This is a genomic window from Lysinibacillus sp. PWR01, from assembly GCF_043359455.1.
Taxonomy (GTDB): Bacteria; Bacillota; Bacilli; order Bacillales_A; family Planococcaceae; genus Lysinibacillus; species Lysinibacillus fusiformis_F.
The window spans coordinates 48,109-73,489 of the sequence record NZ_JBHERJ010000080.1 but is presented as its reverse complement, the minus strand read 5'-3'; the positions used below and the strand labels follow the sequence as shown (position 1 = coordinate 73,489).

General features: G+C 39.4%; 27 protein-coding genes. 19 read left to right on the top strand and 8 right to left on the bottom strand.

Annotated elements, in window-relative coordinates; translation table 11 throughout:
* Positions 1 to 14: 14 nt before the first annotated feature.
* The 4 genes from ACEVFT_RS17915 to rarD all read left to right on the top strand — a co-directional run bounded on the left by ACEVFT_RS17915 (position 15) and on the right by rarD (position 3,335).
* The gene (locus tag ACEVFT_RS17915) at positions 15 to 272 is read left to right on the top strand and encodes a hypothetical protein (protein ID WP_393950910.1); all 258 of its coding nucleotides are present in this window, start codon (positions 15 to 17) and stop codon (positions 270 to 272) included.
* A gap of 67 nt (positions 273 to 339) precedes the next feature.
* Positions 340 to 1,509: a toxic anion resistance protein gene (locus ACEVFT_RS17910; protein WP_004229508.1), complete on the top strand. Its 1,170-nt coding sequence runs from the start codon at positions 340 to 342 to the stop codon at positions 1,507 to 1,509.
* Positions 1,510 to 1,754: 245 nt separating this feature from the next.
* Positions 1,755 to 2,291, top strand: a complete 537-nt coding sequence (locus tag ACEVFT_RS17905) for a hypothetical protein (RefSeq protein WP_205442660.1) — start codon at positions 1,755 to 1,757, stop codon at positions 2,289 to 2,291.
* Between the two features lie 135 nt (positions 2,292 to 2,426).
* A complete protein-coding gene (gene rarD, locus ACEVFT_RS17900; RefSeq protein ID WP_205442663.1) occupies positions 2,427 to 3,335 on the top strand; it encodes an EamA family transporter RarD in 909 nt (302 codons plus the stop codon).
* Between the two features lie 325 nt (positions 3,336 to 3,660).
* Here rarD and ACEVFT_RS17895 read toward each other — a convergent pair whose 3' ends face one another.
* On the bottom strand, positions 3,661 to 4,131 hold the full coding sequence (locus ACEVFT_RS17895; RefSeq protein ID WP_393950909.1) for a hypothetical protein: 471 nt from the start codon (positions 4,129 to 4,131) through the stop codon (positions 3,661 to 3,663).
* A 484-nt stretch (positions 4,132 to 4,615) separates the two neighbouring features.
* Here ACEVFT_RS17895 and ACEVFT_RS17890 point away from each other — a divergent pair, with 484 nt between their 5' ends.
* Positions 4,616 to 6,520, top strand: coding sequence for an endonuclease MutS2 (locus ACEVFT_RS17890; protein ID WP_393950908.1), 1,905 nt, complete (start codon positions 4,616 to 4,618; stop codon positions 6,518 to 6,520).
* 40 nt (positions 6,521 to 6,560) lie between these two features.
* On the opposite strand, the gene ACEVFT_RS17885 is transcribed toward ACEVFT_RS17890, so the two are convergent.
* Positions 6,561 to 7,811 carry a helix-turn-helix domain-containing protein gene (locus ACEVFT_RS17885; protein WP_393950907.1) on the bottom strand — a complete coding sequence of 417 codons (1,251 nt, stop codon included), beginning with the start codon at positions 7,809 to 7,811 and terminating at the stop codon, positions 6,561 to 6,563.
* Between the two features lie 121 nt (positions 7,812 to 7,932).
* Here ACEVFT_RS17885 and ACEVFT_RS17880 point away from each other — a divergent pair, with 121 nt between their 5' ends.
* Complete coding sequence (locus ACEVFT_RS17880; protein ID WP_393950906.1) at positions 7,933 to 9,228, top strand: MFS transporter; 1,296 nt, start codon at positions 7,933 to 7,935, stop codon at positions 9,226 to 9,228.
* Between the two features lie 36 nt (positions 9,229 to 9,264).
* Here the strand turns inward: ACEVFT_RS17880 and ACEVFT_RS17875 are convergent, their stop codons facing one another.
* The 4 genes from ACEVFT_RS17875 to ACEVFT_RS17860 form a co-directional block, all read right to left on the bottom strand.
* A complete protein-coding gene (locus ACEVFT_RS17875; protein ID WP_393950905.1) occupies positions 9,265 to 9,981 on the bottom strand; it encodes a LutC/YkgG family protein in 717 nt (238 codons plus the stop codon).
* Positions 9,981 to 11,408, bottom strand: coding sequence for a LutB/LldF family L-lactate oxidation iron-sulfur protein (locus tag ACEVFT_RS17870; protein WP_393950904.1), 1,428 nt, complete (start codon positions 11,406 to 11,408; stop codon positions 9,981 to 9,983). Before ACEVFT_RS17870 ends, ACEVFT_RS17875 begins: the two co-directional genes overlap by 1 nt.
* Positions 11,409 to 11,423: 15 nt before the next feature.
* Positions 11,424 to 12,140, bottom strand: a complete 717-nt coding sequence (locus ACEVFT_RS17865) for a (Fe-S)-binding protein (RefSeq protein ID WP_393950903.1) — start codon at positions 12,138 to 12,140, stop codon at positions 11,424 to 11,426.
* 139 nt (positions 12,141 to 12,279) lie between these two features.
* Positions 12,280 to 13,011, bottom strand: coding sequence for a FadR/GntR family transcriptional regulator (locus ACEVFT_RS17860; RefSeq protein WP_393950902.1), 732 nt, complete (start codon positions 13,009 to 13,011; stop codon positions 12,280 to 12,282).
* 509 nt (positions 13,012 to 13,520) lie between these two features.
* On the opposite strand from ACEVFT_RS17860, the gene ACEVFT_RS17855 reads away from it, so the two are divergent.
* The 3 genes from ACEVFT_RS17855 to ACEVFT_RS17845 are packed head-to-tail and all read left to right on the top strand — an operon-like array spanning position 13,521 to position 15,173.
* A complete protein-coding gene (locus ACEVFT_RS17855; RefSeq protein WP_205442676.1) occupies positions 13,521 to 14,231 on the top strand; it encodes a cytochrome c biogenesis CcdA family protein in 711 nt (236 codons plus the stop codon).
* A gap of 34 nt (positions 14,232 to 14,265) precedes the next feature.
* The gene (locus tag ACEVFT_RS17850; protein WP_205442678.1) at positions 14,266 to 14,652 is read left to right on the top strand and encodes a response regulator; all 387 of its coding nucleotides are present in this window, start codon (positions 14,266 to 14,268) and stop codon (positions 14,650 to 14,652) included.
* 26 nt (positions 14,653 to 14,678) lie between these two features.
* Positions 14,679 to 15,173, top strand: coding sequence for a CcdC family protein (locus ACEVFT_RS17845; RefSeq protein ID WP_393950901.1), 495 nt, complete (start codon positions 14,679 to 14,681; stop codon positions 15,171 to 15,173).
* A gap of 731 nt (positions 15,174 to 15,904) precedes the next feature.
* Here the strand turns inward: ACEVFT_RS17845 and ACEVFT_RS17840 are convergent.
* A complete protein-coding gene (locus tag ACEVFT_RS17840; protein WP_205447381.1) occupies positions 15,905 to 16,333 on the bottom strand; it encodes a DUF2621 domain-containing protein in 429 nt (142 codons plus the stop codon).
* A gap of 121 nt (positions 16,334 to 16,454) precedes the next feature.
* Between ACEVFT_RS17840 and ACEVFT_RS17835 the strand changes: the two genes are divergently transcribed.
* From ACEVFT_RS17835 to ACEVFT_RS17805, 7 genes are all read left to right on the top strand, one after another.
* On the top strand, positions 16,455 to 16,670 hold the full coding sequence (locus ACEVFT_RS17835; RefSeq protein ID WP_393950900.1) for a DUF1659 domain-containing protein: 216 nt from the start codon (positions 16,455 to 16,457) through the stop codon (positions 16,668 to 16,670).
* A 14-nt stretch (positions 16,671 to 16,684) separates the two neighbouring features.
* The gene (locus ACEVFT_RS17830) at positions 16,685 to 16,909 is read left to right on the top strand and encodes a DUF2922 domain-containing protein (protein WP_342443206.1); all 225 of its coding nucleotides are present in this window, start codon (positions 16,685 to 16,687) and stop codon (positions 16,907 to 16,909) included.
* Positions 16,910 to 16,974: 65 nt separating this feature from the next.
* Positions 16,975 to 17,097 (top strand): YvrJ family protein, encoded by a 123-nt coding sequence (locus tag ACEVFT_RS17825; RefSeq protein ID WP_004229459.1) that lies wholly within the window; start codon positions 16,975 to 16,977, stop codon positions 17,095 to 17,097.
* A gap of 104 nt (positions 17,098 to 17,201) precedes the next feature.
* Entirely contained in the window at positions 17,202 to 17,810 is a 609-nt protein-coding gene (locus ACEVFT_RS17820; protein ID WP_054550847.1) for an SCO family protein, read from the top strand.
* A gap of 115 nt (positions 17,811 to 17,925) precedes the next feature.
* On the top strand, positions 17,926 to 18,441 hold the full coding sequence (locus ACEVFT_RS17815) for an RNA polymerase sigma factor (RefSeq protein WP_205442683.1): 516 nt from the start codon (positions 17,926 to 17,928) through the stop codon (positions 18,439 to 18,441).
* Positions 18,434 to 19,315, top strand: coding sequence for a hypothetical protein (locus tag ACEVFT_RS17810; RefSeq protein ID WP_393950899.1), 882 nt, complete (start codon positions 18,434 to 18,436; stop codon positions 19,313 to 19,315). The genes ACEVFT_RS17815 and ACEVFT_RS17810 overlap by 8 nt, the downstream gene beginning before the upstream one ends.
* 63 nt (positions 19,316 to 19,378) lie before the next feature.
* A complete protein-coding gene (locus ACEVFT_RS17805; RefSeq protein WP_393950898.1) occupies positions 19,379 to 19,915 on the top strand; it encodes a DUF1572 family protein in 537 nt (178 codons plus the stop codon).
* Between the two features lie 42 nt (positions 19,916 to 19,957).
* On the opposite strand, the gene ACEVFT_RS17800 is transcribed toward ACEVFT_RS17805, so the two are convergent.
* Positions 19,958 to 20,464, bottom strand: coding sequence for a delta-aminolevulinic acid dehydratase (locus tag ACEVFT_RS17800; protein WP_393950897.1), 507 nt, complete (start codon positions 20,462 to 20,464; stop codon positions 19,958 to 19,960).
* Between the two features lie 95 nt (positions 20,465 to 20,559).
* On the opposite strand from ACEVFT_RS17800, the gene ACEVFT_RS17795 reads away from it, so the two are divergent.
* The 3 genes from ACEVFT_RS17795 (at position 20,560) to ACEVFT_RS17785 (ending at position 25,344) form a co-directional block, all read left to right on the top strand.
* Positions 20,560 to 21,381 (top strand): hypothetical protein, encoded by an 822-nt coding sequence (locus ACEVFT_RS17795; protein WP_393950896.1) that lies wholly within the window; start codon positions 20,560 to 20,562, stop codon positions 21,379 to 21,381.
* Positions 21,382 to 21,536: 155 nt separating this feature from the next.
* Positions 21,537 to 23,216, top strand: a complete 1,680-nt coding sequence (locus ACEVFT_RS17790; protein WP_393950895.1) for a methyl-accepting chemotaxis protein — start codon at positions 21,537 to 21,539, stop codon at positions 23,214 to 23,216.
* Positions 23,217 to 23,382: 166 nt separating this feature from the next.
* Complete coding sequence (locus ACEVFT_RS17785) at positions 23,383 to 25,344, top strand: methyl-accepting chemotaxis protein (RefSeq protein WP_393950894.1); 1,962 nt, start codon at positions 23,383 to 23,385, stop codon at positions 25,342 to 25,344.
* The last annotated feature ends 37 nt before the right edge of the window (positions 25,345 to 25,381 follow it).

Here is a 25,381-nt window from a genome sequence, read left to right as displayed (position 1 = left end):
AAAGGGGTGAGACCATGATAGCTAAATCAGAGGTGGAAGCGCTCCTTGCCCTCCCACCAAGTCAACGTTTAGTAACACCTGAGGAAAAAGCGCAGTTCTTTCAAAAACTTCAGCAGCTTTGTCTCATGAATAATGAAATAGAAGAAATTCTCCACCATCGTACTGAGATGGACATTTTTGTTGATAATACTCACCCTAACCAATACACCGTGCAATATAAGCTTCACCAAAATGGCTATCGTATAGCAGACTCATATTTTTTCATACTATAGAAAATGAAACTTTTTTACATGGTAATCGTAAGTAATTAGTAGAGATAAATTGCAGGGGGTAAAACGTATGTCTGAATTCAACAATGATCTTTTAAAATCCAAGGACCCATTCGCTTCAGAAAATCCTTTATTACAGCCAAATCCACTTTTACAGCAGGCGCCTGAGCAAAAGCCGGTACTTGTATCTGAGCAGGAGCTATCACAAATCGCTCAAAATCAGCTGATGTTAAAGCAAGATCCAGAGGTTCATACACTTGCACAAAAAATTGATGTCAAAGATCAAATTGCCATGCTAGAGCTTGGTAAAGAAACAGCAAGTGGCATTTCTACCTTTTCAGATAAAATGCTCGCAACGATGAAAGCTAGTAAGCTGGAAGAATCGAGTGTGCTATTAAATAACCTGAATAAAATTATGGATAAATTCGATCCACAGGATTTTGCGGAAGAGAAAAAGGGTGGTTTCATCTCCAAGCTCTTTAACAAAGGAAAAGAGCAATTGGAAAGGTTCTTATCTAAGTATGACAGTATGAATAAAGAAGTGGATGTCATTTACCGTGAAATCCAAAAATACGAAGGGGAAATGAAGCGTAATACCATTGACCTTGAAAATCTGTATGATCAGAACTTAAATTACTTCCAATCATTAAGTAAATTTGTTGCTGCGATTGAAGTAAAAACAGAAGAGGTTCGCGCATCATTACCTGCACTTGAGCAAAAAGCACAAACAGGTGATCAACTGGCAGCTATGGAATATGAAACAATGCTTCGCGCTGTGGAATTATTAGAGCAACGTCGCTATGATTTGGAAATGGCACAACAAGTATCCTTCCAATCAGCACCACAAATTCGCTTAATGCAGCAAGGGAACAATCATTTGATTGCCAAGATTAATTCTGCCTTTGTCACAACGATTCCGATCTTTAAGCAAGGGCTGATCCACGCAGTCACATTGAAGCGTCAAAAGCTGATTTCTGATTCTATGGTGGAACTGGACCGCCGTACCAACGAAATGCTTGTCCGTAATGCTGAAAATATTAGTAAGAACAGTGTGAATATCGCACGTCAAGCTGGTAGCCCAAGCATTAAAATCGAAACGATTGAAACAACGTGGCAAACAATTATGGCTGGTATTCAAGAAACGAAGCAAATTCAAGCAGAAACAGCAAGAAACCGTGAAGAAGGTCGTAAACGTATTGAACGTTTGCAGTTGGAATATGAAAAACTGAAAAAAATGTAAGGCACAAGCTTCTTGCAGCTATTGTTGCAAGAGGCTTTTTATATGGAATGTGTTGTCAGGTAGAGAGGCTCTTTCCAAGGGTTTGCCATAATATTCGCTAAGATGGAAATGTTCTTTGACAAAAAGCAAAATAGTGATTATGATAAAGTTAAATGAGAATGATTATCAAATGAAAAAGGAAGCGGAAAGATGCGAAACAAAGCAATTCGATATCATGTATTTTTTCGTGGAGGAGAGAAAAATAAATGGCGAATAAAATAAAGCCCTCTACATTGTCATATGAGCCTTTTAAAGACGGAACGCTTGCTCTATACACGACAGATAGCTTAATGATTGTGCCGCAAAGCCGCTATTTAGAGCTGCTGCATACGGAAGAGTTATATAATGCGATGAATAGAGATTTAGATAACAAGCAAAATGGGTTAGAACGAGAACGAAAAATGCTAAAAATGCAAAATGCACAGCTAACAGAAGAGCTGCAAAAGTTCAAGCAGCAAAACACAGTTTTACAGAAAAAGGTAACAGAATATAATTGTGTGGTGGAAGAAATGAAGGTGCTCCGCCAACAAAATACGGATCTTCTCATTGAACTAAGTAAATATACAGCGATGTCAAGAGAGTCACTGACGGGGCCTTTGAAGTCGATGATTCGAGATATGCGTGAGCAAGGGGTTGGGATTAAAGAAATCCATATTCGCATCAAGCGCCAAATCAATCCCGAGATTAGCTATAGTACTGTACGCAAGTATATTTCTGAGCTAGAGTCGGAACAGAAAGGTTAACAGCTTTTAAAAGGCACTAGAAATTTGGCATTTACAGCAGCCATTCAAAGTCCTATAATGAGTCTATTCTTTAACTAGTTTAAGATTATAGGAAATCGTTTATCGATTTCAATCAGAGTAGGAGCGTTAGTGTCCATGTCAAATGAGAAAAAAGGGGTTTTGGCTGCCTTTTTTGCCTATGCCTTTTGGGGAGCATTCCCTCTATATTGGAAACTACTTGAGCATGTACCAAGTATGGAGATTTTATTATCCCGTGTCATTTGGTCCTTTGTCTTTACGGTACTTGCAGTTATCGTATTTCGAATGCGTCAGGATCTCGTAGCAGATCTAAAATATTTATGGTCACATCAAAAGCAGTTCTGGCAGCTTGCAGGTGCGTCCTTTGTCATTTCAATGAACTGGTATTTGTATATTTGGGCAGTGACACATAATCATCTCATTGAAACGAGCTTAGGTTATTATATTAATCCGCTCTTGTCTGTTATTTTTGGGGTAATTTTCTTTAAAGAATCGCTCAGTCGTGCACAATGGGTAGCGACAGGAATTGCATTTATTGCGGTGATTATTTTAACAATCAATTACGGCTCAGTACCTTGGGTAGCTTTATTGATTGCGCTATCTTTCGCTATTTATGGTGTGCTGAAAAAGAAAATTACACTGGATGCTACAAGAGGGTTAGCCATTGAAACGTTATTGATTTTACCCTTTGCATTAGGCTATTATGTGTATCTGTTTACTACCCATCAAGCCTTGTTTTTACATGTCGATGTTAAAACAGATATCTTAATGATCTTCAGTGGTTTAGTAACAGCCGTCCCGCTTATTTTATTTGCGAAGGGGGCACAGAATATTCCTTTATATTTACTAGGGTTTATCCAATATGTATCGCCAACCATTGTCTTGATTTTAGGTATCGTGCTATACAAAGAGCCATTTAGTCAAGTTGAGCTCCTTGCATTCAGCATTATTTGGGCGGCATTACTCTTATTCTCTGGTTCCAAAATTATCGAGACAAGAAAAGCCCATCATAAATCAGTTTCGTAAAAGACTTGTAGATTTTTCTACAGGTCTTTTTTATGTAATTTTTCCCTCTTCGTTTTGTATGATTTGCATGCTACTCTAATGGAGATATGAATAAAGAGGTGTAATAAGTTGGAACATATTTTACTAGCCATTTTTGGGCTGGCTTTTATAGCCTTTGGGATGAGACATAATGCGAGCGTACATAAAGATGAGGGATTGGGCTCTAGCGGCTCTTTCATTTGGGATTTATTTACCCTAGTACACAAAAGTCTTTTACTTCCTTATTGGATTGAGCTGTTGGATTGCCTGCTATTTTGTTTAATCGTCTCCGATAGATCGATAAAATTCATCCACTAATATGGTGAAAAATATAGGTAGCTTGTTGAATTGTCTGATTGAGATGGAGTGACTGTTTGAAAATTATCATAATCGCTAGAGCGAATGGTAGAACGAATACGATGGCTGCAGGATTTTTCAGCTCATGCTTTTGCTTTCTAAAGAAGAGCCAACAAATAATGACAGCAATTAAGACGATGATGAGAATAATGAGGCTAACAATGAGTGTAGAGTGCAACTCATTCACGGCTTCTCTATATTGCGCTAATAACCCCGCATTGTCTTGACTCTCCACAATGACTTTTTGGCTGTCTTTATGGGCAATATCCCACTTAAAGTGATCATTCTCCTGTAAGACTACATAATGAAAGCCCATTGCATTTCTTTCACCAATCACAGTGGCAGAGGCAGAGGCTGTAGGGATTATTAAAATAAAGAAGAAAAGAAAGGTGAATAGGCAATGGATAATTCTTTGTTGCATTTAGGTACTCCCTCCAAATAAAGTCTTATTGATAGATTCGACAAAAATAGGAGAAAACCTTTTGAAGCATTGGCACCTTTACTTTCAAACCGACATATAGTAAAATGTCAATAATTAGATAACAATGATCAATTAATGAGAGGTGCTTTTTTGTGAGTGCGGTAGGTTCTAACTAGGTAAAAATTGAATGAAATAGTGGCAATGACGACAGCCGGGGATTTATGTTATGGACACCCCTTATTTTGTCATGGACCTATTTCAACAACCTATGTAGATACCTACAATACTTTATCAAGCGTGGCATACAGGATAGAAACTTCAATTAGATGAAGTTTTATTTGTGATGCCGGGAAAATGCGCCTTTTAAAGATAGAGCTGTGGGGATTCCTCACAGCTTTTTTATGTTGTTTAAACCATCATTGCTATCTAATATTGGGTAGGTATCTTCATGTATGATAAAACATTACAATGAGGAGCATAACAAATGAATAAAACTACGCTTGAAAAATTACAATATCATGAATTAAAGGACATCGTTAAATCCTACTGTGTCAGCGGGTTAGGAAAACAACTTTTAGATAAATTAATGCCAAGCTCAAACTTAGCAGTGGTAAAAAATCGATTGAATGAAACAACAGAAGCTCGTGCCATTTTGGATGCAGAGGGGCATGTTCCGTTTTTAGGGGTATCGAATATTGAGCATATCATGACGAAGCTTGAGAAGGGGATGATTCTTGACCCCAGTGAGCTAGTGAGTATCTCCGATTTTTTACGAGGCTGTCGCAACATCAAAAAATTTATGTTAGATAAGGAATTTTTTGCCCCCATTCTTTCTTCTTACGCTCATTCTATGGCTGAATTGAAGAACGTGGAGGAGGAGATTAATTTTGCGATCAAAGCCAATCGTGTAGATTCGGTTGCTAGTCGTGAATTGAAGCGCATCCGTCATCATATGGAAACGACAGAGGAAAAATTGAAAGAGCGCTTAACGAAATTTTTGAATAACAGTGCCAATAAACCGTATATTCAGGAATTCTTTATCAGTCAAAAGGATGATCGCTATACGATTCCGATTAAGGCAACCTATAAAAATCATGTACAGGGAACAGTAGTGGAAATATCCTCAAAAGGGGCAACCGTTTTTATGGAGCCGAGTGTGGTGGCTAAATTAAATGTAGAATTGGCTACCTTAAAGGCTGAGGAAGCGGTGGAGGAATATCAGATTTTAGCGACTTTATCAGGGCTATTAATGGAACATCTGCATGCTATCACGATTAACATGGAGTTAATTAGCCAATATGATATGGTCTTTGCGAAAGCGAAGTTTAGTAGACAAATTGGTGGTAGGGAGCCACGTATAAATGATTACGGTTATATTCAATTGATCAATGGCAAGCATCCATTACTACCAGGAAATGCGGTGCCCCTTCAATTTTCCATCGCGAAAGACTATCGTAGTCTCATTATTACAGGACCAAACGCTGGTGGCAAAACGGTTGTGTTGAAAACCATTGGCCTCTTAACATTAGCTATGATGTCGGGCTTCCATATTGTAGCGGACGAAGGAACGGAAATGGCGGTATTTGATCATATCTTTGTTGATATTGGCGACAATCAAAGTATAGAAAATGCACTAAGTACGTTTTCATCGCATATGAAAAATCTTTCCGATATTATGAGAGCCGCTAATAATCATACGCTATTGCTGTTTGATGAAATTGGCAGTGGAACAGAGCCAAATGAAGGAGCCGCACTGGCCATTGCGATATTAGAGGAATTTTATCAAATGGGCTGCATTACTGTTGCGACTACACATTATGGTGAAATTAAACGATTTTCTGAGATGCATCCTGATTTTATGAATGCGGCAATGCGCTTCCATCCTGAAACATTAGAGCCTTTGTATCAATTACTCATCGGCACGTCTGGAGAAAGCAATGCGTTATGGATTTCCAAGAAAATGAATGTTCGCGAAGCTGTTTTACAAAGAGCAAAGGATTATATAAATAACAAAGAATATCAGCTGACGCTCGTTCAGGACAGTAAAATTCGAAAGCCTAAAGAAGAGAAAAAAAGCTTGGCAGCGGCTTATGCATTTGCAAAAGGGGATCGTGTCAAATTATTGGACTATGATGATGTGGGACTGGTGTACGAAGAAATGAACCCGTACAATAAAGTCAGCGTATTCTATCAGGGGCAAATACTTGAGGTGAATGTGAAGCGACTTACCCTAGACTTACCCGCAACGGAGTTATACCCTGAAGGATATGATCTAGAGACTTTATTTGTAGACTATCAAGAACGTAAGCTTCAGCATGATATCGAACGGGGATCGAAAAAGGCTTTACGTAAGATCCATAAACAAATAAAGAACGATCGTCAGCAGTAAAAACAAGGGATTGCACAGCCTCGTGCAATCCCTTTACGCATTAAGTTATGGAATTAATTTGTGCCTTAATTGTTCGATAGACTTCCTCAATTTTTCGTTTATAGGGTAAATCCACTAAATCCAGTGAATCTGTGTAGGCCATTTTCGCAATTTCATAGGCTGTTGTGAGCTCACCAAAATGTGCATAGCAAAGGGCTTTATAGGAAAAGCATTCATGTACGCTCAAGATATCATAGGGATGACTAATAAAGATCGGTATTTTTGTATAGTGATCAAAGGCGGCCTTTGCCTCCTCATAACGACCAAGTAAATATAAAGATTTTCCTTTTTCAAAATAAATATAGTTGGGATCTAGCTTGTCAAATTGCTTATGTTTAAGTTGATTAAAACGCTCTACTTCTATAAGTGCCTGCTCATAATGATGAACGTAATTATTGTAATAATGTGCTCGTATGACAAAAATTAACGCATCAACCTCATCCCGCCCAGCAAAAGCACGGTATTGATCAAGCTTCATCAGCATATACTCAACCTGCTCAAAGTCATGGTCAACCATGGCACAATAAGCGCCAATTCGATACATATCATCGATTTGATAGAACAGTTGATTTTTATGGGCATTGATAATCGTCTCGTTAATTAACTTTTTTCCTTCCTCATGTTTACCGATAGCAAGCTGTAGCGTGGCTGTGTAATAGGCCATTAATAAGGTGTCACGCGAATCAAGCTGATAGTCTTCCTGTTCAATGATTTCCTTTGCTTGTAACATATAGGAGAAGGCTAATTCATATTGACGCTTTTCCGCTATAATAGCCATTTGTAGGACAAATGTTTTAAACCAATGGCTAAGTAAATTAATTTCTTTAAAAATAGTGCGTGCCTGCAAAAGCGGGGCTTCCCATGTCGATAATCCTGCTTCATATTGGGCATCTGCATAAATATATAATAAGCGACCTGCTTCATAGCTTTGAGGTAGGCCCTCCACAGACGGCTTAATCAAATCGACAATTTCTTGATGATGGTCTGTATCACCACGTTTTACTTCTGCAAATAAAATTTCCACCTGCTCTAACAACTGGCGAATGGAGGATGGGGTTACTTCTTCCAGTAATTCACTAGCTTTTACACCTAAACGTTCAGCAATATAGTCAAGGCTTTCCATGGAAGGCTTGGCCTTATCATTTTCTATTTGGCTTAACATTCCTTTAGTTAGACGATCACCGGCAAGTGCCTCTAATGTTAATTTTTGTTCTTTCCTTAATTTGCGAATTCGTGTGCCTAAAGAGTCCACTGCCTCGCCTCCTTTTGTTTAATTATATTAAACTTTTGCTTGCATGAAAAGGGGGAACTATGGTATATTTTGTTTAACCTAATTAAACTTTTTAATTTAGTTAAATAACGGAGGGGTTTAGATGAATGAAGCGGAAAAGTTAAAAAAGGCGACCTATCATTTATGGACGTTCACAGCGAGTAAAATGATTGCCATGTTGGGTGCAAATGTGATGGCATTCGGTTTTAGCCTATATATTTTAGCGATGACTGGGTCGGCGATGAGCTTTGCGACGAATATGATTTGTTCCGTATTACCACGCGCACTTGTGGCACCCTTAGCAGGCTATGTCGCAGATAATTTCTCAAAAAAACGCACAATATTAATAGCGCAGGCAGGCACCATTTTGACAGTAGGAGGATTATTGCTTTATACAGAAACAGTAGGAATGTCTGTTTATGCTATATACATAGCTACTGTTTTTAATACAATTTGCTCAGCCTTTTCGGGTGTAACGTTTTCATCTGCTATTGCCACACTTGTTAATCCAGAACGATTACAGCGTGCGATGTCATTTAACCAAATGTCAATGTCCGTAGCTGCGATTGGGGGACCAGTCATTGGTGGTATGATGTATGGATTTTTTAATATGGATGTATTTTTAATGGTGAATATGGTGGCCTATGCGATTGCTTTTTGTCTTGAGGCAACAATGGATTTTAACCTCTATAGTACAAGAGGGGAAGATACGAAAAAAGAAAAGATGTGGGAAGGGCTGAAAAGCGGTTTTTATTACATCAAGCAACGAAACGTCATTAAAACCATTATGTGGGTAGCATTATGGATTAACTTATTCTTTTCTGCCATCGCTGTTGGAGGAACGTACATCATCATTGAATTGCTAAAAATCAAATCCACACACTTTGGCTTTATTGAAGCGTCAGGTGCATTAGGTATGCTCTTGGCCTCCCTTTATTTCGCAACAAGACCTGAAGTAAAGGTACCTTTACGCTTTTCGAAAATCAGCTTACTGCTATTGGCGGGAAGTGTTGGCTTAGCAGTCATCCCATTAGTCACTGATTTTTCCTATATAGCGATCGTGATCTTCTACCTCATCATTTACTTTATTTTCGCAATTTTCGAAATGGGTATTAATATGCCGATTGGGGTATATATGCAAAAAATTATAGCGGAAGAGTATCGTGGGCGTGTCTTTGGACTAATGGAAACAATGGCGATGTCTATGATGCCAATCGGTATGGTAGTCTATGGCATGCTATATGATACATTACCAGCTACGATTATTTTACCAGTAACGAGTGTCATTATTATTATCATTTCACTCGTGATGCTGCGCTCTTCTATTTTAAAAGAGGCACATCCAGAGTATTATGAAAAAGCAGCTCTACCGGAAAGGGTCGCTAACACAACAACTTAAAATAACAGGCATGCAGTGAAATGCATGCCTGTTGTTTTACTGATCCTCAATGACAATATAGGTTGCTTGAATGGGGCCGTGGACACCAACGATAAGAATCATTTCGATATCGGCTGAGTTACTTGGTCCCGTAATAAAGTTGATACAGGAGGCAATTTTTTCACCCCGACGGATTTTTTCACTAATCCAACGAGCTGCCTGTGTCATACGAGGCACAATCGTACTTTTAGGAATTAAAATGATCGACTTCTCTGGTAAAAAGCTAATGCTTCTCCCTCTATCCTTGCTGCTAAAGAGCACGGCTGTTCCCGATTCTGCTAACGTCATTTCACTAATGGTTATCCCGATATTTGCTTTTTCAGCTTGGCGGATATTTTCCTCGGGTTGCTGTGGGTCCCATTCATAAAGCTGAATATTGGCTTGTGGCCATTGTTCGTTCATGAGTGCAGATAATCCGTAGTCTTGGAACCGTTTATCCTGCCATGTAATAACGGACTGCCCTCCATAATTGTCAACAACAGTCTGTAAATCCTGTGGAAGTGTAGTAGTACTAGAAATGACAATATGAGTATGGATGTTGGCACATTGCTTGATTAAAATCTCTACCAATTCGTCCTTTGTCGCATCTTTGAGCACACGATCTTGTGGCTGATACTGCCAAATTGGTCGTGGCAGCTCTGTCTTAGGTGAACGTCCGAGTTGCTTCGCAATGTTTGCTAAAAAGGTTTCTCGATGCTGAATCATATCAGTCATTATTGCCCGCCTCCTTTTGTACGATGCTTCATCCAGTCTCTAAAGCTGTCTTTACTTGGTGCAGGAAAATCCCTTGCCTCAGTCCATGCTTTTAATGGGCCAGGACCTTTAGAAATGGTATTGTCTTTAGTAAATGGAGACATTGCAGGCGCAGCCATTTTTGTCGCCATTTTATAAAGGGTAGGGGAGGAAGCCCCAAAACCAAATGCCTTCATTAAAAGCTTTTCAGAAACAGGTGCCTTGCCTTCATTTTCAACAATGACTTGACGATGGCGATGAATGAGCTGATGTAAAGGAATTTTAACAGGACATGCATCTGTACAAGCACCGCACAATGTAGAAGCATAGGGCAGTTCTTTAAAATCATCATAGCCCCCCAAAAGTGGGGAGAGGACAACACCTACTGGACCTGAGTAAATAGAGCCGTACGTATGCCCACCAACATGACGATAGACAGGGCAAGCATTGACACAGGCAGCACAGCGAATACACTGTAAAATAGGCTGGAATTCACTTCCCAAAATAGCAGAGCGCCCATTATCGACAATGACTAAATGGAATTCCTCTGGTCCATCCGTATCCTCTTCGTCCTTTACGCCTGTTAACGTTGTAATATAGCTCGTTAGCTTTTGACCAACTGCACTTCTTGTTAATAAACTAACAAGGACCTCCATTTCTTCAAAGGTAGGAACAATTCTTTCCATCCCCATAACTGTGATTTGTGTTTTTGGTAATGCTGTTACTAAATCAGCATTGCCTTCATTCGTGACGAGTGTAATCGAGCCACTTTCGGCAATAGCAAAGTTGCAACCTGTAATCCCAATATCGGCCTTTAAATATTCCTGCCGTAATTTTTCACGTACATAAAGGGCAAGCTCCTCTGGCTTTTCTGTTTGACTGTAGCCTTGTTTTTCTTTAAAAACATCTCGAATTTGCTCCTTATTTTTATGCAAGGCTGGCGCCACAATATGCGAAGGGGGCTCGTGATCTGCCACCTGCAAAATATACTCACCTAGGTCTGTCTCAATCACTTCACAACCAAGTGCTTCTAAAGCCGTATTTAAGTTAATTTCTTCTGTCACCATTGATTTAGATTTCACAATTTTTGCTGCATTTTTCTTTCTAGCAATGCTTTGAATATAGTCGGTTGCTTCCTGTGCAGTTTGCGCAAAGAACACATGCCCGCCTCGTTTGGCAACATTTTCACTTAATTGATAGAGGTAATAATCAAGATTAGCTAAAACATGCTTGCGGATTTCCTCTCCATGTGAGCGCCATTCTTCCCAATGTCCTAACTCCTCTGCTTGTTGAAGGCGACGTGTTTGAAAACGTTCTTGGGCACTCGAAACCGCACGACGCATAAACTGATTATCTAGCTCTTTTGTGACACGTTGCTGAAACCGATCATCACTTGTTTTCATGGCCATGTTTATTTCCCCCTCTTATCGGCAATTTAATACTTCTGCAATATGCATCACTTTAATTGGCTTATCCTGACGTTGAATGCGACCGCCGATATTCATTAAACAGCCAGCATCTGCGCCTATTAAAATATCAGCACCTGTTTCTTCTACATTGTGTACTTTTTCATTGACCATTTCTCCAGATATATGGCCCATTTTGACTGAAAAAGTACCACCAAATCCACAGCATCGATCCTTACCAGGGAGGTCCACATAGTGTAAGCCCTTGACGTTCTTTAATAATTGCAAGGGTGCCTCTGTCACACCTAGCAATCTGGTCATATGGCATGATGTATGGTAGGTAGCTTTGCCTTCTAAATGGGCACCCACATCTTCAATCTTTAATACGTTGACAATAAATTCTGTGAATTCATAGGTTTTAGCTGCTAATGCTTGCGCTTTTGGCTCCCATGTCGTGTCCCCTTTAAAAACTTCTGGATATTCCTTCAGCATATAAGCGCAGGAACCAGAAGGGGAGACGACGTATTCAGCATGCTCAAAGGCTGAGATCATTTTTTTCATCGCATTTTTCGAGTCCTTGACATAGCCACTATTGTAAGCAGGCTGCCCACAGCAAATTTGATCCTCTGGAAAATCGATGTCACAGCCAAGTCTTTCTAATACTTCAACAACGGCCTTTCCTACATCCCCCTGAAACATATCCACTAAGCAAGTGGCAAATAGTGTGACTTTCATATGCATCCTCCATTTCTAAAACAACTGGTCATCTGATGACTTATCGATAACTTAATCATACAATAAATTATAAGGAGATAAAACCATTTTTAATGAATTTTCAGAAAAGAAAAAACTACCTAGAGGGTACTAGGTAATTTTAGTGGGAATTGGATTCGGCCGTTTCGAAATATTGTAATAGCACTTTCTCAACATTGCTTAAATGTGATGCCATTGCATGTTTGGCTAGCTCTTCATTTTGTTGTTTAATCGCGAGGAATATCTGCATATGTTCGTCATATAATTGTTCACTCGTTGTTTTCTGGGAGTACAACCAAATTCGTCGCGTTTCTTTCATCGTTTCAATCATTAATCCCGAAATTTGATCTAAAAGGGTAGCGAGTAGGGGATTTTGAGAGGCATTGGAAATAGCTGCATGAAATTGATAATCTACTTTTTCACCAAGCTCACCATCCCCATGGGCCTGCTTCATATCCTCTAAAATTTGTAGCATTGCCTGAATATCCTGATCTGTACGTTGGAGCGCTGCACGTCCTGCTGCGCCTACTTCAATAATTTTGCGCACTTCTAATAAATGGGCAATATCCTGTCTATTCGTTAACATAGCTGTGGATAAAGGAAAATCAAGCTGATTGGCTGGCACACTTTTGACAAATGTTCCAGAACCTTGTTTGATTTCAATCAATCCCATCGCTTTTAAAGCAGATAATGCCTCCCGTACAGCGGATCGACTCACTTGTAATTGTTCAGCAAGCTGCTCTACTGAGTCAAGCCGATCACCTGGCTTGAGGACACCAGCTCGTATTTTTTCATGCAGGATTTCGGACACTTCTTCATAAATTTTTTTTGGTTTAATTTTTCTTAATTCCAAGGGCTACACCTCTTTTTCTCGCTCATTTCCTATCATTATACATGAAAATAAGTCATTTACTCATGGTTGAACATGAACACTTTGTGTAGAGTAGAGGACTGTCGAAATTTAGGGAAAATATAATGCATCACATAAGCCTATAATAAGGTCGTCAGATGACATGATATTCAGATAGATTTGCTGATGAATGAAAAAATAAATAGTTTCTTACTATAACATGGGCGTGATAGTGTATTTGAAATATTGAAGCTTCTTTCAACATTAACGACAAGCAATCGACAATGTCAAGAAAAAGGTAGAGAAATTAGCTATACTCTCTTTGAAAAGGGGGAAGATTGGCGGATTTTGTTGACAGAAAATCAACAGGAGCGCATAATGCAGAAGTAGCTTGATGCTACTTCTCAAAAATCTCATCATTTTGCCATGAAACGTTCACAAACTAGAAGGGCGCTTTTTATTTTGTTTTTTGGTACGATGGATGCAGTAACTGTAAGGAGCGATTAAAAAATATGGGATCTGATATTAACGTATTTTTAGCTTTTGGTGCAGGGTTCTTAAGTTTTATTTCACCATGTACTCTCCCACTGTATCCAGCATTTTTATCGTACATAACGGGTATGACATTAGATGAGCTAAAATCAGAAAAAGGTATGCTACAAAAACGTGCCATTTTCCACACACTATTCTTTTTACTAGGGTTTTCCATTATCTTTATCATTATTGGACTAAGTGCTTCATTTGCAGCAGAATTCTTCCTCAATTATCAAACATTATTACGACAGGTTGGAGCGATCTTAATCGTCGTATTCGGTTTAATGATTGTAGGGTTATTGCAAATAGACTTCTTAATGAAGGATCGAAAGTTCCAATTTAAAAATAGACCATCTGGCTATTTTGGGTCCGTCTTAATTGGTATTGCCTTTGCGGCAGGCTGGACACCATGTACAGGACCAATCCTTGCATCGATTATTATGCTAGCAAGTACAAATCCAGGTGCGGGCTTTAGCTATATGTTTGCGTATTATTTAGGGTTCGCAATTCCATTCTTCGTGTTATCTTTCTTTATTTCACGCATGACATGGATTCGTACACACAGCCAGAAGATTGTAAAAATCGGCGGGTACATCATGATTGCCGTTGGGATTTTATTATTCTTTGATGGCTTAACGTATATTACACGCGTTTTACAACCTATTTTCGGTGGATTTACAGGCTTTTAATTTGTTAAACTAAAGAGGCATACCGAACTTTAACGTGGAGGGAGATGAACATGTGCCTACAGTTTTAGTAGTGGATGATACGCTTTTTATGCGTGTTGCAATCAGTAATATGTTTACAGAATGGGGCTATGAAGTAGTCGGTAAGGCAGTAAATGGTAAGGAAGCTGTGGCGATGTATCGTGAGTTACAACCAGACTTAGTGACAATGGATGTAACGATGCCCGTTATGACAGGTATTGCAGCCGTAAAAAAAATCGTCCCAGAATTTCCAGATGCAAAAATCATTATGGTAACAGCATTAGGGCAGCAAAAATTAATCGTCGAGGCGATTGAGAGTGGGGCAAAGGATTTTATCACAAAGCCTTTCGAACCAGAGAGATTGAAGGCTGTAGCTGATCAATTACTTGGACAAAATTGTTAATTAGACATTAGAGGAGGATTTTTTTTATGTTAAGTAGTATCCCTTCTCACTATTATGTTATAGGGTCGACCATTATGGCCATTCTTATGGGGAGCTTTGTAATGGTCATACGAATGAGAGCTTCCAAAATGCCGACAAATGAGAAGAAAATTATTATTCCACCAATAGCGATGTCTTCCGGTGCACTGATGTTTTTATTCGAACAATTCCGTGTGCCACCGATGCAAATTTTAGAGGCAACCGCGGTAGGAATGGTGTTCTCGATAATATTAATTGCCACTTCAAAATTTGAAGTAAGGGGTCGAGATATTTATTTAAAACGATCAAAAGCATTCGCATTTATATTAATCGGTTTGTTAATATTCCGAGTGGTGGCGAAAATGATTTTAAGTAGCTCCATCGATGTCGGTGAATTAGCAGGTATGTTCTGGATATTAGCCTTTGCCATGTTAGTACCTTGGCGTATCGCGATGCTCATCCAGTTTAAAAAAGTCAAAAAAACAATCCAAAAACTACACTAGTGCTGAAGCTAGTGTAGTTTTTTTGTGCTTCAATCGGATAAAACTAGTAAAGAGAAGGATAGAGTAGCAAAGTGTGGATAGAAGTTCAAATGCGGAGGATAAAACTAGCGAAGTGGAGGAAGCATCATAAAAGTAGCGGAAAGAACCTCAAAAGTAGAGGATAGAAAAGTAAAGCGTGGATAGGAGTCCAAATGTGGAGGATAAAACTAGGAAAGTGAAGGATAACATCTAAAAAGTAGAGGATAGAACCTCAGAAGTGGAGGATAGAAAAGCAAAGCGTGGATAGGAGTCCAAATGTAGAGGATAAAACTAGCAAAGTGGAGGATAACATCATAAAAGTAGCGGATAGAACCTCAAAAGTAGAGGATAGAGCAGCAAAGCGTGGATAGAAGTCCAAATGTAGAGGATAAAACTAGCAAAGTGGAGGATAGCATCATAAAAGTAGCGGATAGAACCTCAAAAGTAGAGGATAGAGCAGCAAAGCGTGGATAGAAGTCCAAATGTGGAGGATAAAACTAGGAAAGTGAAGGATAACATCTAAAAAGTAGCGGATAGAACCTCAAATGTAGAGGATAGAGCAACACAGCGTGGATAGAAATCCAAATGTAGATGATAAACCTAGCAAAAATAAAGGATAGCATCTCAAAAACACTGGTTAAAACGCCCAACAACGATCCATAGCATCCCGAAGCTACGTAAAAACGCTGCACAAACCTTTGTGCAGCGTTTACTTATTCGAATAAATGCTCATAAGGGGAGATGTCAATTTGCATTTGCTCTAATTTTTTGCGTAAAAATTTGTGGTCGCGTTTTGGTGTTGCTTGGATATAGCCGCGAATAATGAGGTCATTGTTAATGGCTGCTGCTTTTTCCTCTAATGCGAGCTCGCCAATTTTTCCTGCTATTTTTTCCTTAGCCACTTGTCTAAAAAGCTCTGGGACAGGGCTTACGAGTTCATAGAGTAAATCTTTTTCAGCTTGTCCCCACAAGTGAACGGTTTTATCTAAATAATATTCTTGCCAATCTAAATCTGATTTTCCATCCTGCTTTGGGAGTGCCTTAAGGAATTTGCGGAACATGAAGAATCCGCCAATAGCCATCAATGAAATGAGGACGACAACCCAAAATAAAATAAACCATAAAAACCAACCTTGTAACAAATCGTTCACCTCTTTGCCTTCTCTCACTCTATTATAAAAGCTTCTGAAAAAAAATTCATCCTTAATGTCCCTTTTTTAGCAATTCGCCATTATATAGTGTGCAGAAGGGAGGTGATGCTTGATGGCTAACGTTAACTTTGTAAATGCTACACTGCGTCTCAAGTATGTGGATGGCTATGATGAGAACAATGAGCCTACGTTCACAACGAAATTGTATCGAAATGTGAACAACACACATGGCGCGGACGATTTGCTAGCTGTTGCTCATGCCATTGCTAGTCTTTCATCACAGTCACTGGCTGGCATTGCTAAGCAGGAAACACACGATTTATCTTAAGGAGGGATTACAGAATGACACAAGTTCTAGAGTTACAATTCGTAACAACTGATGGGAAAACGACAACTCTTTCGATTGATGCACCCAAGCCGAATATCACAGTGACTGAAATTCAGCAGGCAATGGCAACGATCATGGCTAAAAATGTTTTTACTGGGCAAGGTGGTGCTCTGTCAGCCATCAAGGGAGCCCGTATTGTAGATCGTCAAGTAACAGAATTTGAAGTAGCAACAGAATAATTCAAAAATGGTCTTTGCAATGAGCAGTGCAAAGACCATTTTTAGCGTAAGAGAGGAGGAGACGAATGGAACAGTGGTTGAACATGATATCCGATATCGGTTTTCCGATTTTGGTGTCATTTTATTTATTGCACCGCGTCGAAGTAAAGCTTGATGCGATTCATGCTGCACTCGTTTCATTAAAATGAAATGGATTTCACAAAGATGTACGAAAGCTGTCACTTAGAAGTTCTTGTCAACGCTTACAACCTACGTTAGGATGGGGATAGTGTAGGTTAGGGAGAGTGTTGACATGAAACGTAAATTAATAGGGCTAGTGTTGCTTTTAGCCTGTGCATCTGTGCTAGGCGCATGTGGAAATTCAAAATTTAAAGCAGATTATAGTCTGGAAATACCTGATTTTGAACATGTTAATCAACGTGGTGAAACGGTTTCACTTGAAAGCTTAAAAGGTAAGCCTTGGATTGGCATGTATATTTTCACAAACTGTGTGTCTATCTGCCCGCCCATGTCATTAAACATGGCACAAGTCCAAGAAAAGCTTCAGAAAAAAGGCGTAGAGGACTATAATATCGTTGCCTTCTCAGTAGATCCAGACGTTGATCAGCCAGATGTGTTAGCGGATTATCTTAGTAAATACAATGTTCCAGATGAATCTAAATGGAACCTTCTGACAGGGTATTCACAGAAATATATCGAACAATTTGCGGTGAAAAATACAAAGATTTTAGTGAAAAACGACCCTAACAGTGACCAAGTCATTCATGGTAATCAATTTTTCTTAGTCGATAAAGATGGTGTACTCGTCAAAATGTATAATGGCTATGCGGAAAATATTGAAGATGTACCGATTGATACGATAGCATCTGATATTGAAACATATATTGATGAAAATTTATAAAGTAACAGTAAACCGTCTCAAATGGTTGAGGCGGTTTTTTTATGCGCTTTTCTATTTGGAAAAATAATCTTTTTCTGATTGGCAGTCGTTTATAGTGTAGAAGGAGGGAGAAGGCATGTCTGATAATGAAAAATTAGAGCAGCTAATGGCTATACATACGGAGCAATTGTTTCGAATTGCTTATTACTATACAAAGGATTTACAAATAGCCGAGGATATTGTGCAGGATGTTTTTATTAAGTTCTATCATCAAAAACACTATGAGGAACGAGGAGAGATGAAGGCGTACTTAGCTCGCATGACAATCAATAAATGCAAGGATTACTTAAAAAGCTGGACATACAGGAAAATTACATTGCAGCATAAGTTTTTTACCAAACAAAAATCAACTTTGCAGGACACACTAATTCGTCAAGATGAACAAGCTCTGTTAGATGATGCTATTTTAAGCTTACCTCTTAAGCAACGAGAAGCGATTGTCTATTTTTACTTGGAGGAGATGACGATTAAAGAGATTGCGGAGCTACTTGCGATTCCCGAAGGTACTGTGAAATCACGCTTAAAGAAAGGAAAGGAGCTATTAAAAGGAGAGTTACAACATATTGAGTGGGAGGTGCTTTTCCATGGATAAGCATACAATGCAGGTACTACAAGATGTTTCAGCACATAAAGAGGCAATCATTCAAAAGGTTCGACAACAAATTCAGCAAGAGCCTACGATGTCCAAGTCGAAGTGGACATATCGTGCTGTTACGATGATGATTACCTGCTCTATTTTATTTTTCATTGCCTGGCAAGCCGCAAAACCGATGGATGAGCTGGCGACACACGATGAAGGGGAAACATCTACATTCACGGATTTATTTCAAACAGAAGTGGAGGGAAAAGACACAGCATTCAGTAATTTTCTTCCACTTGCTAATTATTTAAGTCAGGCAAAACATATCCAATATTATGCACCACTTCAAGGTTTAGAGGCAATGCAATCAGTAGCAACATCGCTGGAGGACGTCGTTCATCTCATTGAACCTGAGAATTTGCCATTTCAACCAAATATTCAGGAGGTCTATGCGGTATCAGCAAAAATGGAGGATGGTAGCAAACAAACACAATTTCAATTTAGCTATAAAGAAAAATCCTCCAAGGGGGTGGATTTACAATTTATTAATTTTACCGTGACAAATGTAAAGTATAATCCCTTAGCGAGCTATGTGAAGTCCAAAAATATGGAGGAAACGCTAGGGATGAAAGTTTCGAATATAGGCTTAAATTTTATGAATCCTCTGTATTATCGGGAGATGTCACCAGAGCGAGGTTATGTATATACTTATTATAATTACGATGAAGCGGATAAGCGAATCTTTCAAATGACGACTAGAGCCAATGAGTTTTATTCTTACTATAACGGCTATGTCTATCATATCGGGTATCAATTAGATGGGGACCCACAGGAGGTTCAAGAAAAAATGGCGATCCTTGCAAGAGATTTTATTGTTAACGATTAATTAATGAGACATTCGCTTTGACCTATTATAGAATGATAGAAAAGAGGGGATGGAGATTTGGCTATGACGATTGCGCAAACCTATTTACAAGTTGTCCAGAAAAGATTTCAAAGTGTGAAAGAGCTAGGGGATAAAGCGCTTGCCCAATTAGAAGAGGCACAACTGCACTGGGCATATAACGAAGAATCCAATAGTATCGCAGTGATTGTGAAGCATGTAAGTGGGAATATGATTTCCCGCTGGACCAATTTTTTAACGACAGATGGAGAAAAGCCTACGAGAAATCGAGATGATGAGTTTGAGGATAGTCTTCACAGCAAAGAAGCGATCATTTCAGCGTGGGACAAGGGCTGGCAAGTGTTTTTAGAGGCCTTGGCGAGTTTAACAGAATCTGATTTGCAGGGGGATGTCACGATTAGAGGGGAGCGGCTAGCGGTCATCGATGCCATTGAAAGACAAATGGCGCATTATGCACAGCACGTCGGTCAAATCATTTATATCGCGAAACAGGTAAAGGGCACTGATTGGCAAACACTCAGTATTCCTAAAGGACAGTCACAGGCTTTTACGGAAGCTATGCTAGACAAACATCAACACTAATGAAAAAAAGATCGTAGCCAGTAGTAGGTGCTACGATCTTTTTTATGCAAAATACAGCTTGTACATGGCTGTTTCGGTATCGATCGATTGAGCGAGTTCAAACGCTTCCTGCTGATTTCTATGATTTGTGATTATCTCATAGAAAAAGCGAATCAGAAACATGAGATTGGCGTTACCCTCTATATCATCATCAGGTGCTAAGTAGGAATGACAGCCACTCGCTAAAAAGGCTGTCGCTAGCTGCTGCCAACCTAATGTACAGCTTGCCGCAATGACCTTGACATCCTGTAGCTGACAATAGATACGCCTTGGTTCATTTTCTTCATATACCTCTTCTCCTAACTCAGGCAGACAAAATCGCCCCTCATCGCCGTGAAAATTCAAAATCAGATAATCCACTTTATGAGGAAGATTATTGCCCGATAGAACATCAATTAAATCAAGTGTCACTCTTGCACCAAAGGATTCCAGTGCCGCTCGAATGGCCATGGATTCAAAATCACAATCAGGACCGACTACTAAATGTACGTATAATTCTGGTCTACTCATACTTCATCCCCTCTATTTTAAGTAGAGTTGAAACTTATTGGGGGAGTAAACCGTATATTACAATAATTACTATATATGACAAAGGAGGTGAAAGCATGCACAAGGGAGGCTATATTTATACACTTATACTAGGCATTATCCTTAGTTTAAGCACACTACTACTCTTCATTTACAATGAAAGGCAACGGGAGGAGCTAGTCCCACTGCAGCATAGTCCCATTCAATCCATTGAAGAGGCTTGGTATTTATCTGGGAGTAATGGCAAAGAGCAACATTTGTATCCATTAAAGCAAGTGTTCTATGTCGATCGCTATGAGGTGAAAGATATAGATCGCCTTCAGCAAGTTTTACAGACGAAAAAGGACCCTAGCAGTCGACCAGCCAACAATTCTTCAGTAAGTGATTTATACATACGCTTCCATAATGGCAAGGAAACGGCCTTGAAGGTAATAGTCGAGGATGAACGATACTTCCTAATGGATCAGAAGACGAAACAGTATTATGAGCTGCAAGCGCAAGAAGCTGTGGATTATTTTCGTTTGTTGAATGAGGAAAGCGCAATGCCGTGGCTATTATTTATTGTTTATACGATTATATTTTTTAGTCTTGTCCTTATGCTTGCAAAGAAACTAACAGGCGCTAAATCTACAGAGAAAGAAAGCATTCCCATCAATCTGAAGGGCAAGCGATCACTAGCAGATTCTATTTATCCAGCCATCTTGCCCTTGGTCATCACATTCTCTTTGCAGATTTATGGGGCTCAGCATAGCTTACTATTACTGAGTGCGATTATGCTGACTTCAGGCATTCGGGAGTTTGTAGAAAAAAGAGGTCATTTTCTGAAAATGCTCCTGCTTCTTCCGCTCTTTTGGTGTTATCTTTACGGTTTTCAAATGATTTCTTCCTATTTCAACTAGCGAAATAGTGGATATTATTGTCAATAGATTGGAGGCGAAGTTCTCATTATTGTTAAATTTTAGCGATAGTTTATGAGGAGAGGCATAGATTTTATAGGCTAATAGATTCAGGTAGGCTATACTCAAGTGGATTATAGAAGAATAGAGGGAATCATATGAGACTAACTGTGGAACGGAAATTGCAAATTGCTTTTGGTATTGTCCTCGTCTTTTTACTGCTTATTTCAGGCATTGCTATGTACTACTTGAATAATAATAATCAGACATTAGCAGAAATCGAAGACAATACGGAATTAATTCATTTATATCAAGATATCTCGTTCCAAACTGTACGAGCGAATGCGGCTATTCGTGGGTATATGTTATATGGCAAGGAAGAAATGCTCAACAATCATCATGAAATCCGCAATACCTTACATACGTCAATTAATCGACTTCAAGAAATAGGCGATAGCAATCAAGATTTTGACCAATTTTTATCGCAGCTTGCCGATTGGGAAAAGGCCATAGATGGGCAGATTGTGCCACTTTATCAACGTGGAGATCACCAGCAAGCACAACAAATGGCTTTACCGATTCTAGGAGAAGGCTCTCAGAAATTGGTTGTCTTTGGAAAGACGATGGCAACGGCTCAACAGGAAGACATGCTAGCACATATTGAAGCTACCAAGCAAAAAGGAGAAAAAAGTGGCATCGAAATTATGACACTAGCGGCTATTTCTCTTTTTATAAGTATCATCATTGCGACAATATTTGGTAGACGAATCGCAAAAAATATTCAACAAACAGTGGTAGAAATGGATAAGTTTTCAGAAGGTAATTTGCATACGCATTTACAATTTAAAACGAAGGATGAGTTTGCACATTTAGCTGATTCCTTCAATAGTATGTCAGAGAAACTTCGGCTGATGATGAAACAAGTCGGAAACTCCTCCGAGCAAGTAGCCGCGACATCGGAACAGCTAACGGCAAGTAGCATGGAGGTTACACAGGCAACAGAGGTGGTAACAGAATCTATTCATGATATTGCGCAAGGTATTGATCAGCAGGATACTTTAACAGGGGATGTACGAAATTTATCTGCCCACATTTTGAAGAAAATGAATGATATTTCTGCAAGCATACAAAGCGTGAATCAGGCAACAGTCGATACGAAAAATATGGCAAATACAGGTCGTTCTTCTGTGCATGATGTTACAGCGCAAATGAATGAAATCTCTGCCAATACAAGTGAGCTTAACACACGGGTGCAAGATTTAGATGACAATACGGCGGCGATTGTATCAGCGGTAAATGTCATTAAGAGTATTGCAACACAGACCAATTTACTGGCAATCAATGCCTCTATTGAAGCGGCAAGAAGCGGGGAGCATGGGAAAGGCTTTGCGGTTGTAGCAGAGGAAGTCCGCAAGCTAGCAGATGAGTCAAATCTTGCTGCCGTCGATATAGAAAAAGTAGTGGCCCAAATCACCGATAGTACGAGAATTATCGAAGAAGATATGGTCAACAGTAATGATTCTGTCCATGTAGGTCGTGAAAAGGTCAATGTGGCAAGAGATAATTTTATACAAATTGATGATGCGATTAATGATGTACAAGCACAGACCGAGGTAGTAACCGCAGCCATTCGAACAATCCATCATGATATTGAAAAGTTAGTGCAAGAAATCGACTATATTAGTGAAGTGTCGATGAAATCAAGCCATCATGTGCAAAGTGTTGCAGCCTCTTCAGAGGAGCAAAATGCGGCTATGGAGGAGGTAGCAGCAGCCTCTACCCATCTAGCAAAGATGGCGATAGACCTGCAAGAATCCATCCAGTCGTTTAAATACTAAATTCAACTGACCCCTGTCTCGTTACAGGGGTTTTTATTTGTCGATAAAGCCTGAATAATATGAAAATCGTAAAAATGTTGGAAAAAATTTTTTTCATCCGATAAAAGCTTTGGGAGAAATGTTAAGCAGATAAAGAGAGGGAGAGAAATAAAAAGGAGATTGATATATGAAGAAACTATTTAGCAGTTTTAAGGGCAAGCTTTATACGCTATTTGCGCTAGTATTACTAATCCCTGTCATATCTGTTGGGAGTTTGTCTTATTTATCTGCAAAAGACTCGATTGAAGAAGAAATCTTATTTAGTGCCAATGAAAGTGTAGGCATTTTAAATAAGCTCATTGACAAAACGATCAGTGAGAAAATGAGTGACATCAATGTGTTCAGTAGTGAAATAGATGCGCGCCAATATGAAGAAGCACAAGCATCGATCGTGTCTAAATTCCAGCAATATACAAAGCTGAATGCTGATGTGTTAAGTGTTTATATTGGCATGAATGACGGACGATTTACACAGGAGCCAAAATTAAATGGTGCAGACTATAATCCATTAGATCGAGATTGGTATAAAGAGGCGACAGCTTTAAAAGGTGAAACCTTGATTACCAACCCTTACAAGGATGCAGGGACGGGTGATATGGTGGTAACAGTTGCCAAGCAGACGAAAGATCATGCTGGGGTTGTGGCAATTGATATTAAGTTAACCGATCTTCAAAAAATTGCAGATTCTATTCGCATCGGAAAAAATGGTTATCCTTCTATTTTTGGAGAAGACAAGATGGTCATTTCACATCCTACCCTTGAAGCGGGAGGGGAGCTGAAAGAAAGCTTCCTTGATAAAATGTACGAAAGTCCATCAGGTACGTATGAGTATGTCTTTAATGGCGATGATCGTCTATTATTCTATACGACAAATGAACTGACGAATTGGAAAATAACAGGAACAATTTTTGCTAAAGAAATTGATGAGTCCGCTTCCTCGATCCTATATCATACAATTCTTGTCCTCATAGCTGCAATTATCATCAGTACCATCATCTTTTATTTTGTAATGAAGGCCGTGATTAAACCCATTAAAGCCCTAAAGGATAGTGCTGTTACAATCAGCAAAGGTGACCTCACGGAAATGGTGACAATTACGTCGAAAGATGAGATTGGTCAATTAGGCCAAGCCTTTAATGATATGCAAGAAAGCTTACGGACACTGATTCAAAAAATCGAACAAAACGCAGAGGAGGTTGCTTCTTCAGCAGAAGAGCTAACCGCCAATGCCAATCAAACTAGCATTGCAACAGAAAAAGTGGCGATTTCCATTCAGGATGTTGCCACAAGCGCTGATTCTCAAACGATTAGTGCCAATAAAAATGCAGCTTCATTACATGAGCTTGCTACTGCCATTCTGCATATTGCAGAAATCTCCTCTGCTGTGACAGACCTTTCACAGCACGCCACATTACAGGCGGACGAGGGAGGACAAGCTGTGCAAAATACGAAGGATCAAATGCAATCCATTCATTTATCCGTAGCAGACTCCAATGCGAAAATCCAGACGTTGCATGAACGTTCTCAGCAAATTACATCTATTTTAGATGTGATTACAAGCATTGCAGATCAAACCAATTTACTGGCTCTAAATGCAGCCATTGAGGCAGCAAGAGCGGGTGAACACGGGAAAGGCTTTGCAGTCGTGGCAGACGAAGTGCGCAAGCTAGCAGAGCAATCACAGGAATCAGCCAAACAAATATTTGAGCTTATCCGAGGTATTCAGCAAGAAACGGAGCAATCTGTCAGTATTATGGCGAAGGTAACAGAGGATGTGCAAAGTGGTTTGCATATTTCCGATGAAGCCATTGCGAAATTCCAAGTCATTATGACAAGTATGAATGAAATTACCCCGAAAATGGAGGAGGTATCTTCCGCCTCTGAGCAAATGTCAGCAGGAGTTCAGGAGGTAGCAGCAGTAACTGAAGATTTGGCATTCTCCGCGAAGGGCAATGCAGCAGCGTCTGAGGATGTAGCAGCTTCAACAGAGGAGCAATTAGCTTCAATGGAGGAAATCAATGCCTCAGCGCAAGCACTCGCACACATGGCCGATGAATTAAAGCTGCTAATTAGTCAGTTTAAATATTAACGCACAACGCCACTCCAATTTTCGGAGTGGCGTTAGT